The organism is Brevundimonas sp. FG8 (assembly GCF_057808845.1).
Window position 1 is genome coordinate 99,685 of sequence record NZ_JBMDIU010000003.1, and the last position, 13,168, is coordinate 112,852.

13 protein-coding genes are annotated in these 13,168 nt (G+C 66.7%); 7 read left to right on the forward strand and 6 right to left on the reverse strand.

The window, feature by feature from the left end; translation table 11 throughout:
- Positions 1–1,728, reverse strand: coding sequence for a cytochrome c biogenesis protein DipZ (locus tag ACODRV_RS06785; RefSeq protein WP_141626616.1), 1,728 nt, complete (start codon positions 1,726–1,728; stop codon positions 1–3).
- A 55-nt stretch (positions 1,729–1,783) separates the two neighbouring features.
- A complete protein-coding gene (locus tag ACODRV_RS06790; RefSeq protein ID WP_141626615.1) occupies positions 1,784–2,863 on the reverse strand; it encodes an NAD(P)H-dependent flavin oxidoreductase in 1,080 nt (359 codons plus the stop codon).
- A gap of 164 nt (positions 2,864–3,027) precedes the next feature.
- Here ACODRV_RS06790 and ACODRV_RS06795 point away from each other — a divergent pair, with 164 nt between their 5' ends.
- The 4 genes from ACODRV_RS06795 (at position 3,028) to ACODRV_RS06810 (ending at position 7,572) form a co-directional block, all read left to right on the forward strand.
- Entirely contained in the window at positions 3,028–3,543 is a 516-nt protein-coding gene (locus ACODRV_RS06795) for a hypothetical protein (RefSeq protein ID WP_488907821.1), read from the forward strand.
- Positions 3,544–3,655: 112 nt separating this feature from the next.
- Complete coding sequence (gene parC / locus ACODRV_RS06800) at positions 3,656–5,869, forward strand: DNA topoisomerase IV subunit A (RefSeq protein ID WP_141626613.1); 2,214 nt, start codon at positions 3,656–3,658, stop codon at positions 5,867–5,869.
- An 89-nt stretch (positions 5,870–5,958) separates the two neighbouring features.
- On the forward strand, positions 5,959–6,528 hold the full coding sequence (locus tag ACODRV_RS06805; RefSeq protein WP_488907822.1) for a LemA family protein: 570 nt from the start codon (positions 5,959–5,961) through the stop codon (positions 6,526–6,528).
- Between the two features lie 9 nt (positions 6,529–6,537).
- Positions 6,538–7,572 (forward strand): M48 family metallopeptidase, encoded by a 1,035-nt coding sequence (locus tag ACODRV_RS06810; protein WP_141626611.1) that lies wholly within the window; start codon positions 6,538–6,540, stop codon positions 7,570–7,572.
- Here ACODRV_RS06810 and ACODRV_RS06815 read toward each other — a convergent pair.
- Positions 7,542–8,303, reverse strand: a complete 762-nt coding sequence (locus tag ACODRV_RS06815) for an arginyltransferase (RefSeq protein ID WP_255431452.1) — start codon at positions 8,301–8,303, stop codon at positions 7,542–7,544. The two genes, ACODRV_RS06810 and ACODRV_RS06815, sit on opposite strands and share 31 nt — an antisense overlap.
- Positions 8,304–8,430: 127 nt before the next feature.
- Positions 8,431–9,333: a flagellar motor protein MotB gene (locus ACODRV_RS06820; RefSeq protein WP_488907823.1), complete on the reverse strand. Its 903-nt coding sequence runs from the start codon at positions 9,331–9,333 to the stop codon at positions 8,431–8,433.
- A 126-nt stretch (positions 9,334–9,459) separates the two neighbouring features.
- On the opposite strand from ACODRV_RS06820, the gene ACODRV_RS06825 reads away from it, so the two are divergent.
- The 3 genes from ACODRV_RS06825 (at position 9,460) to ACODRV_RS06835 (ending at position 11,248) form a co-directional block, all read left to right on the forward strand.
- Positions 9,460–9,960, forward strand: a complete 501-nt coding sequence (locus ACODRV_RS06825) for a flavin reductase family protein (RefSeq protein ID WP_141626609.1) — start codon at positions 9,460–9,462, stop codon at positions 9,958–9,960.
- Positions 9,960–10,829, forward strand: a complete 870-nt coding sequence (locus ACODRV_RS06830; RefSeq protein ID WP_488907824.1) for an NAD(P)-dependent oxidoreductase — start codon at positions 9,960–9,962, stop codon at positions 10,827–10,829. The genes ACODRV_RS06825 and ACODRV_RS06830 overlap by 1 nt, the downstream gene beginning before the upstream one ends.
- A 236-nt stretch (positions 10,830–11,065) precedes the next feature.
- The gene (locus tag ACODRV_RS06835; RefSeq protein WP_141626607.1) at positions 11,066–11,248 is read left to right on the forward strand and encodes a DUF3606 domain-containing protein; all 183 of its coding nucleotides are present in this window, start codon (positions 11,066–11,068) and stop codon (positions 11,246–11,248) included.
- A gap of 19 nt (positions 11,249–11,267) precedes the next feature.
- On the opposite strand, the gene lpdA is transcribed toward ACODRV_RS06835, so the two are convergent.
- Positions 11,268–12,674: a dihydrolipoyl dehydrogenase gene (lpdA, locus tag ACODRV_RS06840; RefSeq protein ID WP_488907825.1), complete on the reverse strand. Its 1,407-nt coding sequence runs from the start codon at positions 12,672–12,674 to the stop codon at positions 11,268–11,270.
- Between the two features lie 2 nt (positions 12,675–12,676).
- Positions 12,677–13,156 carry a glutathione peroxidase gene (locus tag ACODRV_RS06845; protein WP_488907826.1) on the reverse strand — a complete coding sequence of 160 codons (480 nt, stop codon included), beginning with the start codon at positions 13,154–13,156 and terminating at the stop codon, positions 12,677–12,679.
- Between the last annotated feature and the right edge of the window lie 12 nt (positions 13,157–13,168).

Sequence of the window (13,168 nt, forward strand, 5' to 3'; positions counted from 1 at the left end):
CTAGCCGAAGGTGAAGGCGAAGACCTGCGCGCCGGGATCGAGAAACTCGATCTCGAACACCCGCTCCCGCACCTCTCCCGACTGCCGAACCAGCTGATACAGTCGTTCGCTCTCGATCCGACCCAGCCCTTCGGCATTGATGTCCGCCCCTGCGTCCCCGCGCGGCGGCTGGCCGTCGATCCGGACCCGGAAGCGGGGCGAGGCGCCGGTCGCGCCCGGTCCCATGACCAGATGCAGATCCCGCGCCCGGAAGCGGAAGGCGACGCGTCCCCCGGCGGCCCGCAGGTCGGCATGCTCGTCCGTCACCCGCCAGCGCCCCGCCAGGCTCCATTCGTTCAGTGACAGCGGCCGGGCGACATAGTCCTTCACCACATCCCGGGCGAATCCGCCGGGCGAGCGGAAATTCTCCGCCCGGGCATAGCCGACATAGGTCTCGGGCGAGGCGATGCGCGCGAAATCGGCGGGGGCGGCGGCGCCCGCGCCCTCGACCCGCACCGTGCCGCCTTCGACCTGTGCGCCGGCCTCCTTCAGCAACTGCTGGATGACCCGCTCCGACCCCTCGTAATCCCCCTCGCCGAAATGGTGGTGGCGGATGCGGCCTTGTGCATCAATGAAATAGTGGGCGGGCCAGTAGTTGTTCCGGAACGCGCGCCAGATGGCGAAGTCATTGTCCATCGCGACCGGATAGTTCACGCCCAGCCGCTCGATGTTCTGACGGACATTGGTCTCGGACTTCTCGAAGGCGAACTCGGGCGTGTGGACGCCGATCACGACCAGCCCCTGTTCCCGGTACTTCTCCTCCCACGCCTTCACATAGGGAATGGAACGCAGGCAGTTGATGCAGGAATAGGTCCAGAAATCGACGAGCACGACCTTCCCGCGCAGCTGCCCGGTCGTCAGGGGCGGGGAGTTGATCCAGGTCGTCGCCCCGCTCAGCGGCGGCATGACGCCCTCGACGGGCAGATCGCTCACATCCTCCGGCGCACGGTTCAGCGGCACGCCGCGACCGATGGACGTCAGCAGGGTCTGTTCGATCCGGGCGGTTCCGGCGGCGGAGATGCGGGTCAGCAGCCCGGTGTCGAGCCCCAGGGCGATGGCGGCGACCCCGACCAGCACAAGCGCCCCCAGACCGCGCCTCAGCCATTCCCCGGCCCCCAGCGCGCCTTTCATCGCCCTGAACACCCGCCCGCCGGTCAGCAGGGCCAAGGCCAGGGACGTCGCCGCCCCCGCCGCATAGGCCAGCAGCAGAACGGTCGATCCCACGCCCGCCCCCTGCAAGGCCGCGCCGGTCAGGATCACGCCCAGGATCGGCCCGGCGCAGGGCGCCCACAGCAGGCCGGTCGCCACGCCCAGCAGCAGGGACGCGCGCACGTCGCCCTCGTCGCCCGATCGGGTCTCCACCCGGTCGGTCAGCCACGACCCCATGCTCACGAAAGGCCGCATCAGCCGGTCGCCAAGGGCCGGAACCAGAAGACTCAGGCCCAGCACGGCCATCACGGCCAGAGCGATCCAGCGCCCGACCTCATTGGCCCGCACCGCCCATCCTCCGCCCAACGCCGCGAGGGTGGCGACGCCGGCGAAGGTGACCGCCATCCCCGCCAGCAACGGAAAGCCGTTGCGCATGAAAGGACGGTCGGCGCGGGCGAAGACGAATGGCAGAACGGGCAGGATGCAGGGGCTGACGATGGTCAGGGCGCCGGCCAGATAGGAGAGCAGGAACAGGATCATGCGAGGGCCTTTCCGATGCGGCTACAGTCCGGATACGTCGACGGGGCGGTCCGGATCATTCCTGGGCACGCAGATCGCCCATGCGGCCCAGCGCCTGACGCGTCTCCCGGACCAGCGTCTCAACGAGGGCCTCCGCCGGCATCGCCCGGCTCAACGGCGCGCCCTGACCGGCCCAGTTGGGCATATAGCCCGTATCGCCCGCCGCCGTGGCCGCCGCGTTCAGCGCCTTGCCGATGTCATAGGCGAACGGATAGGGCGCGATCCGGCCCTCGTCGGCGCGGCGCATGAAGTCATTCTCCAGCCCCCGCGCGGGTCGCCCCGAGATGGCCGCGCTGACCCGTGTGCGTCCCGCATCCGCTCCGGCCAGCTTCGCCCGATAGGTTGCGCCCGCCGCGCTTTCCGGGCACGCGACGAAGGCGGTGCCCAGTTGAGCCCCCGCCGCGCCCAGCGCCAGCGCCGCCGCCACGCCCGCGCCGTCCATGATCCCGCCCGCCGCGATCACCGGAATGTCCAGCGCCGTCGACAAAAGCCGGGTCAGGGGCAGGGTGGCGAAGCGGGGATCGTCCGCCGGATCGAACACCCCCCGATGCCCGCCCGCCTCGACGCCCTGCGCGATCACCATGTCGATGCCCGCCCCCTGAACCGCGCGCCCTTCCTGCGGCGAGGTCGCAGTGGCCAGCAGCACGATCCCCGCCGCCTTCAGCGCCGCGATCCGCGCCGCGTCCGGCAGGCCGAAATGAAAGCTGACCACGGCGGGCCGTTCCTCGATCAGCAGGGCCAGCGCCGCGTCGTCCACGCGGAAGCTGCGATAGATGTTCTTCAGCTCGACTGGCGGCTCGGCGCCGAAGGCCGCGAACCACGGCTTCAGGCTGTCGATCCAGTCGGCGTTGCGCGCCGGATCGGCTTCGACGGGATCATGGCAGAAGACGTTGACGTTGAACGGCCCGCCGGTCAGCGCCCGGGTCTTGCGGATCGCGGCCCGCGCCTCGTCCACGCCCACCGAACCGATGGCGATGGAGCCCAGCCCGCCGGCCTCCGTCACCGCCGCCGCCATCTCCGGCGTCGAGGTTCCCGCCATCGGCGCCTGGATGATCGGGTGACGCAGGTTCAGGCGGCGGGTGAGGGCGGTCTGCATGACGAAACTCCGTTGCTTCCCACATAGGCAATGCCCGCCTTGGAGCCAGCCACCGACAAAAGTTCAGCCGAATTTGTGCGAAGAAATTCAGCATTGTCAGGGCGTTGTTTTTTACAGTTCGCCATTTGCCTCGCACGACTCCGACAGAGGCGAAAATACAAGGCATGACACAGCCCCCCTGCATCAACCGCACCCACCGCCCGGAAGACGTCTGGACCGCTATTCGCCATGACTACTGCGCTGGCGCTTCCACCCTGCTTCTGGCTGAGCGCTATGACCTCACGGACCGCAGCATTCGCCGCCGCGCCGCGCTGGAGAACTGGCGGCGCGACGCCGACACCGAGGCCCTGCGTCCTCGTCCCCGCGACCAGCGGGGACAGGAAGAGCAGGTCTATCCCGCCTTGGCGCAGATCGATGATCTGAACAGACAGGACCTCCATGACCTGCTGTTCACCCCTGACGTCACCGAACTCGCCCGCTTCGCTTTCCGACGGGCGGCCGAGTGCGCAGCCCTGGATGGACCGGTCCAGACGGCGGCCTGGCTCCGCGTGGCGCGTCTAACCACAGATCTGCGCGACCGCCGCGCCGACCTGACCGGGGTGGTCTACCGGGACGCCGACTACATCCGGGCGGAAATGATGCATGAGCACTCGCCGCCCGACGAACAGGAGGACGGGTGAACGCATCCGGCTGTGGACACAGGGTCCGATATGTCCGCTATGTCCGCTAAATTCGAACCGGACCGGACTCTGACCGCTAGACTTCCGGGCTCAGATTGCCGATTCGGACCCCATGAGCATTCATACGCCTCCGCCCGAGGGCGGCCGCATCGTTGACGAGCCCATGGGCGACGCGCTGTCCAGGCGCTACCTCGCCTACGCCCTGTCGACCATCACCAACCGGGCCCTCCCGGACGTGCGCGACGGATTCAAGCCGGTGCACCGCCGGATCATGTACGCCATGCACCAGATGCGGCTGAACCCGCAGGCGGCCGCGCGCAAATGCGCCAAGGTCGTCGGCGAGGTCATGGGCGGCTATCACCCGCACGGCGACGCCTCGATCTATGACGCCCTGGTCCGCCTCGCCCAGGACTTCTCCCAGCGCTATCCGCTGGTCGACGGTCAGGGCAATTTCGGCAACATCGACGGCGATAGCGCCGCGGCCATGCGCTACACCGAGTGCAAGCTGACGCCCGCCGCCGTCCTGTTGATGGAGGGCATCGACCAGAACGCCGTCGACTTCCGTCCCACCTACGATGATCAGGACGAGGAGCCGGTCGTCCTGCCCGCAGGTTTCCCGAACCTGTTGGCCAACGGTTCGTCGGGCATCGCGGTCGGCATGGCGACCTCGATCCCGCCGCACAACGTCGGCGAACTGATCGACGCCTGCCACCTGCTGCTCGAAAACCCCGATGCGACGACCGAGGAACTGGTCACCCGCGTGCCGGGACCGGACTTCCCGACGGGCGGCGTGTCGGTTGAGGGGCACGCCTCCATCCTCGATGCCTATGAGACAGGCCGGGGCGGGGTGCGCCTGCGCGCCCGCTGGGAGACCGAGGATCTGGGCCGCGGCGTCTGGCGCATCATCATCACCGAGATTCCGTATCAGGTGCAGAAGTCGCGCCTGATCGAGGCGCTGGCCGACCTCATCGAGAACAAGAAGGCCCCTCTGCTGGGCGATGTACGCGACGAGTCGGCGGAGGACATTCGCCTGATCCTCGAGCCAAAGACCCGGACCGTAGAGCCTGAAGTTCTTATGGAAAGCCTGTTCAAGCTTTCTGACCTGGAAGTCCGCTTCCCCATCAATATGAACGTTCTGGACGGCACCGGAACGCCCCGCGTTCTGGGTCTGAAGGCCTGTCTGCGCGCCTTCCTCGATCACCGTCAGGAAGTTCTGATCCGACGCGCCCAATGGCGGATCGAGCGCGTCGAGAAGCGCCTGCACCTTCTGGAAGGTCTGCGGATCGTCTTCCTCAACCTCGACGAGGTCATTCGCATCGTCCGCGAAGAGGAACAGCCCAAGGCCGTCCTGATCGCCCGCTTCGGCCTGACCGAGATGCAGTCCGACTACATCCTCGACACCCGGCTGCGTCAGCTGGCGCGCATCGAGGAGATGGCGATTGAAAACGAATTCAAGGAACTGTCGGAAGAACTTGCCACCCTGCAATCACTTTCGACCTCGCCGGCCAAGCAGTGGAAGCAGATCGGCAAGGACCTCGAAGCCGTTCGCAAGGCCCTGATCTCGCCGCGTCGCACCACCATCGCCGAAGCCGTGGACACCTCCGCCTTCGTCGCCCCCGAAGCTTTCATTCCGCGCGAGGCGATCACCGTCATCCTGTCGGAGCGCGGCTGGATCCGCGCCGCCAAGGGCAAGGTCGAGGACCCGTCGGAACTGAAGTTCAAGGAAGGCGACAGCCTGGCCTTCCTGGTGCCCGCCTGGACGACCGACAAACTGCTGGTCGCGGCCTCCGACGGCCGCATTTTCACCGTCGGCGCCGACAAGCTGGCCTCCGGGCGCGGCCATGGCGAGCCGCTGCGCCTGATGATCGAGCTGGACGAGAAGGCCGAGATCATCAACCTGCTGGCCCACCAGCCGGGCGGCAAGCTGCTGATCGCCTCGAAGGCCGGCTACGGCTTCATCGCGCCGGAAGACGACCTGCTGGCCCAGAAACGCGGCGGCAAACAGGTGCTGAACGGCGAGCTTCTCGCGGCCCTGCGCGTGCCTCAGTCTCCGGCGGGCGATCACATCGCCACCATCGGCGAGAACATCAAGGCGTTGATCTTCCCGCTGGCCGAACTGCCCGAAATGGGCCGCGGCAAGGGCGTGAAGCTGCAGAATTTCAAACAGGGCGGTCTGGTCGATGTCACCGTCTTCAACGCCGAACAGGGACCGGAATGGGCCGACGGCGGCGGTCGCCGTCGCAACTGGCCGGACTGGAAGGACTGGCTGGGCAAGCGCGCCCAGGCCGGCCGTCAGGGCCCGCGCGGCATGCGGAAGTTCCGCTGAACGACGGGTGACGCCGATTTCATTATCAAGCGCGGCCCTGTCGCGCGATAATCACGAAGGACCGGGCCTCCGGTCGGTTGGAGAATGAAATGATCACCTGGATCATCATCGGCGTCATCGTCGTCGTGCTGCTGTTCATCGCCGTCGGCGGCTACAACAAGCTGGTCGCGCTGGATCAACGCGCCGACCAGTCGTTCGCGGACATCGACGTCCAGCTGAAGCAGCGTCAGGACCTGATCCCGAACCTCGTCGAGACGGTGAAGGGCTACGCCACGCACGAACGCGGCACCCTGGACGCCGTGACCCAGGCCCGCGCCGCCGCCGCCGGCGCCACCTCGGTCAACGACAAGGTGCAGGCCGAGAACATGCTGACCGGCGCCCTGGGCCGCCTGTTCGCCGTGTCCGAGGCCTATCCGGACCTGAAGGCCAACACCAATTTCCAGCAACTCTCGGCCGAACTGTCGGACATCGAGAACAAGCTGGCCGCCGCCCGTCGCTTCTTCAACAGCGCCGTGGGGGAGTTCAACGCCATCCGTCGTCAGTTCCCGACCATCCTGTTCGCCGGTCTGTTCGGCTTCGGCTCGGACAAGCCCTTCTTCGACGTGGGCGAGGGTGAGCGCGCCGCGCTGAACGCCGCGCCGCCGCAGGTGAAGTTCTAAGTCGCGATCATGGGCGCCGTCGGGCTCCAGACCCACATCTGGGCGAATAACACCCGGTCGATCCTGCTGCTGGCGACCTTCCCTATTCTGGTGGGCTTCATCCTGTACGGGGTGCAGCTGGTCCTGATGGGGATGGGCGTCCTGCCGGGAACGGGCAAGGGGCTCGTTGACGACATGGCGCTGGCCGCGTCGTGGCTGGGCTTCACCGTGCCCGCGGCCTTCGTCATCGCCGGTCTCTGGTTCGCCATCGCCTACTTCGGCAGCCAGACGATGATCGACATGCTGACCGGCGCCCGCAAGGTCGAGCGCCGGACAGAGCCGGAACTCTATAACCTTCTGGAAAACCTCGCCATTTCTCGGGGCCTGCGGACCCCGACCCTGCGCGTCATCGACAGCGACAGCCTCAACGCCTTCGCCTCCGGCCTGCACGAGGGCCAGTACAGCGTCACCGTTACGCGCGGGCTGGTCCAGACGCTGAACCGCGATGAGCTTGAGGCGGTGCTGGCCCACGAACTGACCCACGTCATCAACAAGGACGTGCGGACCATGATGATCGCCAGCATCTTCGCGGGCATCATCAGCGTCATCGCCGAGATGGTCTTCCGGGGTCTGCTCTACTCCGGCGCCGGTCGCCGCCGCGAGGACAACAAGAACGCCATGCCGCTGATCCTGATCGGCATCGGCTTCGCCGTGGTCGGCTTCGCCCTGGCCATCGTCATTCGCATGATGCTGTCCCGGACCCGCGAGTTCGTGGCCGACGCCGGCGCGGTCGAACTGACCAAGAACCCCGACGCCATGATCTCGGCCCTGCGCAAGGTCGACGGCCGGTCCAGCCTGAAGGGGCCGGATGAGGTCCAGCAGCTGTTCCTCGACAACCAGCCGGACGGCGTGGGTCTCGAAGGCCTGTTCGCCAGCCATCCGCCGATCCAGAAGCGCATCGAGGCCCTGGTGAAGTTCGGGGGAGGGCGGGACCCCGGCCCCTGGTCAGGCGAGGCCCTGGCGGCGTCGCCCGGCTATTCGACCTCGGTGCCCTCGACAGGCTGATCCGACATCCGCTGCCAGCCGAAGCGGGTCAGTTGCTCCATCGGCCGGAACGAGGCCTTGTAGTCCATCTTCTGCGACCCCCGGACCCAGTAGCCGAGGTACAGATAGGGCAGGCCCACCGCATTCGCCTGACGGATATGGTCAAGAATGGCGAACCGGCCGGGACTGCGGTCCTCCAGCGCCGGATCGAAGAAGCTGTAGACCATCGACAGCCCGTCCGAGAGCAGGTCGGTCAGACAGACGCCGACCAGATCACCCGGCCCGCCGTCCGGCGACGGCAGGCGATATTCGATCAGATGGGTCCGCACGGCCGTATCCTCGACCATGGCGACATAGTCGGCCCAGCCCATGCCGTTCATACCGCCCTCGGCATGCCGGGCGCCGAGATAGCGGCGCAGCAGCTCGAACTGCTCCGCCGTCGCCTCGGCCTCGACCAGATCGCGCGACAGGTCGTCGTTGCGCCTCAGAATACGCCGCTGGGAGCGTGAAAAGGCGAACCCGCCCACCGGCACTCGCACCGAAACGCAGGCTTCGCAGGCCTCGCATGCCGGGCGGTAGGCGATGTTCTGGCTGCGCCGGAACCCCGCCTGGGTCAGCTCGTCATTGACGTGGGCGCCGTCGCTGAACGGCAGGTTGGCGAACACCTTCCGCTCGGTCTGGCCGGGCAGATAGGGGCAGGGCGCCACCGAGGTCATGTAGAAGCGAAGCTGTCGCTGCGGAACGAAGGTCACGGAGTCATCTCCGCACCCGAACACGCCCGAATTCCGGCGAACCACTCATTCCCGTATCTGGCGCCGCATTTCAGCGGGGCGCAAGCCCGTTCGCCCGTCGCCCGAACCCGGCGCGACAGGCGGCCGGTCACAGGCTGGTGTCCGTCGGCAGGACAGGCGCCTCGCGCAACAGCACGATGGCGATCCGGCGGTTGCCCGCCAGCGTCGGATCATCGGGGTAAAGCGGATCGGAGCCCGCCTTGCCCGAGACCTGATAGACCCGGTCCGGATCGACGCCCGCGGCCTGGAGCACCAGCCGCGAAGCATTGGCCCGCTCTGACGAGAGCGCCCAATCATTGGGGCCCGTGGCCCGGTTCGATCCCGGCGCCGCCGAGGTGTGGCCGGTTACCGAAATCCGGTTCGGCAGCTGGTTGATCACCCGGGCCACGGCACGCAGCAGGATCTGGGCGCGGGCGTTCGGACGGGCCGAGTTCTGGTCGAACATCGAACGCCCTTCCTGATCCACCAGCTGGATACGCAGGCCTTCCGGCGTCTGGTCGATGATCAGCTGCTTCGACAGCTCCGCCAGCTCCGGCATCGACTGCATGGCCTGACGCAGGGATTCAGCGGCCGAGGCGAAATCAGCCGACTCGCGACGGGCGATCTCATCGCGGAGCTGTCGCTCGCTTGCGCCGGTCAGGTCCGAGCTCTGCCCGGCCTGCTGCGACGGGTCCTGCGGCGATTCCGGCGCCAGCTGGGTGATCACCGAATTGGTGCCCGACGACTTCGAGCCGTCATCGCCGAGCGCCGTCCCGCCCAGAATACCGCCCGAGCCCGAGGTCGTCGCCGACACGCTGGCCGGCGCGAAATACTCGGCGATGCCGCGCTTCTGTTCCGGATCAGTCGTGTTGATCAGCCACATCAGCAGGAAGAAGGCCATCATCGCGGTCACGAAGTCGGCGTATGCGACCTTCCAGGCGCCGCCGTGGTGGCCGTCATGGCCGCCCTTCTTGATCTTCTTGATGAGGATCGGACGATCACTCATGGACATGGGGAGGGGCCTTCAGCGCGCGAAACTGTCCGAACATGGGACAACAGGGTTAAGGCGACGTTTCCCATATTCGATCTCACGCACACCGCGCTTGTTTTGCCGCGCCGGGGACCGTAGGTCCGTCTGGTGACGCTCGAACCGCCGCCCGAACATCCAACCGATGAAACCCGCGCCTACCGCCGGGCGCTGGGCTCATTCGCGACCGGCGTCTGCGTCGTGACGGCCGACAGCCCGCAGGGGCCGCTGGGCCTGACCATCAACTCCTTCACCTCGGTCTCGCTGGAACCGCGCCTGCTGCTGTGGTGCATCGACGAGCGCTCGGAACGGTGGCCGGTCTTCGCTGCCGCCGACCGTTTCGCCGTGCACATCCTGCCGGCCGAGGACCTGGACAAGGCGGTGCGCTTCGCCCGCGGCGTCGCCTTGCTGGAACCGCATGAGTTCGAACGCCGCCCCGACGGCCCGCCGTGCCTGCCGGAGGCGCTGGCCCGGTTCGAATGCGCGGTGCACGACCGGATCCAGATGGGCGACCACATGGTCATCGTCGGCCGCGTCGAAGCCTGGTCGACCGCCGAAGGCGACGCCCTGACCTTCTGGCGCGGCCGCTACGGGTCACTGGGAGCAGACTGATGAAAACCGCATTCGCAGGGCTCGGCGTCATGGGCGGCCCGATGGCGCGCCACCTGATCAAGGCCGGTTATCCGGTCACCGGCTACAACCGCTCTCCGGAAAAGGCCCGCATATGGGCCGAAGCGAACGGCGGAGCCTTTGCGGCGACCGTGGCCGAAGCCGCCGACGGCGCGGAGTTGCTCGTCCTGTGCGTCGGCAACGACGACGATGTCCGTCAGGTCGTGACCGAGGCCCTGCCGTATCTGGCGAAGGACGCAGTGATCGTCGACCACACCACGACCTCGGCGAAGGTCGCGCGCGAAATGGCGGCGCTGGCGGCGGGGCAGGGGGCCTTCTTCATCGACGCCCCTGTCTCCGGTGGTCAGGCCGGCGCCGAGAACGGCCAGCTCAGCGTCATGGCCGGTGGCGATGCAGCGGCTCTGGCGCGGGTTGAGACCGCCTTGATGAGCTACTCCAAAGCCATCAAGCATATGGGACCGTCCGGCGCCGGCCAGTTAACCAAGATGGCCAACCAGATCTGTATCGCCGGTGTCGTTCAGGGGCTGGCCGAGGCCGTGCATTTCGCCCAGTCGGCTGATCTGGACACCGACGCCGTGCTGGACGCCATCTCCAAGGGTGCGGCCCAGTCGTGGCAGATGGAAAACCGCTGGAAGACCATGGCCAGGGGCGAGTTCGATTTCGGCTTCGCCGTCGACTGGATGCGCAAGGATCTGGGCCTGGTGCTGGACGAAGCCCGCGCCAACGGCAGCCATCTGGCCCTGACGGCGCTGGTCGATCAGTTCTATTCCGAGGTCCAGGCCATGGGCGGCGCCCGCTGGGACACCTCAAGCCTCGCAGCGCGTCTGCAGGATCGCAAGCCGAAGGGCTGAACGCATCCTCTCTGCTCGAGAGAGAAAATCGCGACAAATCACTGAAAAGTCGTCTCAGTCTGCGTCACGACACAAAAGCAGACGCATATTATTTCGCATAATATATCTTAGGCGATAAACGGACTGCAGTTTGAGACAGCCCTGTTTCTCCGGCCGACGTCCTCCCCGGGTCGCGTGAGAAACTTCACTGAGGCTCAGCATCAGCGTAAGCCTGTCCGTCCAACAGAGGTGCGAACATGGCGGGTCTGAAAGACAAGCGCGGCTTCATCGACAAGGACCGGATCGACCTGTCCGAGCGACAGTCCGTCGAATACTGGATGAAGCGCTGGGGCGTCACTCGTGACCAGATCACCACGGCCCACCGCAAGGTCGGCCGGATGACCAGGGACATCGCGGCGGAGCTGGGGAAGAAGCGCTGACGCCCTGCCCCGTCTCGCCTCACATGTGCAGCATGCGGCCGTAGGCGTCGAGCTGGGCCTCGTGCATGGCTTCCGACATGGTCGGGTGCGGATAGACGATGCCGTGCATGTCCTCTTCCGTCGCCTCCATGGTGATGGCGGTGACGTAGCCCTGGATCATCTCGGTGACTTCGTGACCGATCATGTGGGCGCCGATCAGGGCACCGGTCTTCGCATCGAAGATGGTCTTCACGAAGCCCTCGGTCTCGCCGGCGGCCACGGCCTTGCCGTTCACCTTGAACGGGAAGCGGCCGACCTTGACCTCCCGCTTCTCGGCGCGGGCAGCCTGCTCGGTCACGCCGACAGAGGCGACCTGCGGCTGGGTGTAGGTGCAGCCCGCGATCGGCGAGACGACGTTCGGAGTCTTGAAACCGGCGATGTATTCGGCGGCGTGGATGCCCTCGTGCGAGGCCTTGTGCGCCAGCCAGGGCGCGCCGGCGCAGTCGCCGATGGCGAAAACGCCCTTCACATTGGTCTGGCAGTGGCTGTCGATCTTGATGTGGCCGCGGTCCAGTTCGACGCCCAGGGCCTCCAGACCGATGCCGTCCGTATTGGCGGTGATGCCCACAGCCGAGATGCAGACCTCGGCTTCAAGCGCCTCGGCCTTGCCGCCGATCTCGACATCGACCTTCACACCCGAGGCGGCTTTGGAAACCTTGGTCACCTTGGCGCCGACGCGGAATTTGATACCGCGCTTCTCCAGCGCCCGTTGGGCGGCCTTGGAGATCTCCTCGTCCTCGACCGGCATGATGCGGTCAACCGCTTCCACAACCGTAACTTCCGAGCCCAAGGCACGGTAGAAGCTGGCGAATTCCAGACCAATGGCGCCCGAGCCGATGACCACGAAGGTCTTGGGCAGTTTCTTCGGCGCCAGGGCGTCGCGATAGGTCCAGATCTTGTCGCCGTCAGCTTCCAGACCGATCTGCGGCAAGGCGCGGGCGCGGGCGCCGACGGCCAGCATGACGTTCTTCGCCTCGACGGTGCGCGAACCGCCGGCCTTCAGGGCCACGACGACCTTCGGCGTTCCGGCGGCCTTCTCCAGCTTGGCCGTGCCCTCGATCACCTCGACCTTGTGCTTCTTCATCAGGAAGGCGACGCCCTTGTTCATCGTCGCCGCGACACCGCGCGAGCGCTGGATGATGGCGTCGAAGTCGAACGACGCACCGGTCGCCGACAGGCCGTATTCCTTCAGGTGCGACAGGCTCTCGTACTTCTCACCGGACTTCAGCAGGGCCTTGGTCGGGATACAGCCCCAGTTCAGGCAGATGCCGCCCAGCGACTCGCGCTCGACGATGGCGACCTTCTGGCCCAGTTGCGAGGCGCGGATGGCGGCGACGTAGCCGCCCGGGCCCGAACCGATGATGACGAGATCGAATTCAGCAGCCATGGTCAGATCAACTTCTCAATGTCGGCCTTGATGGCCCGGGGTTCGACCTGGGGCGCGTAGCGGGCGACCACCCTGCCCTCCCGGTCGGTCAGGAATTTGGTGAAGTTCCACTTCACATTACGCGAGCCCAGCAGGCCCTTCTTCTGGCTGGTCAACCAGTCGAAGAGCGGGTGCCGGTTCGGACCGTTGACCTCGATCTTGTCGAACATCGGAAAATCGACGCCGTAGGTCGTGGAACAGAAGCTGGCGATTTCATCCGCCCTCCCCGGCTCCTGCGCCCCGAACTGGTTGCAGGGAAACCCCAGCACCGCGAAGGGCCGGCCGGCCAGTTCGCGGGACAAGGCCTCGAGCCCGGCGTATTGCGGGGTGTAGCCGCAGCGCGAGGCGACGTTGACGATCAGCAGGGCCTTCCCCGCGAACCGGGACAACGGAACCTCGGTCCCGTCGATCCCGGTGGCGGTGAAGTCATAGACCGAGGTCATGCCCTGCCCTCG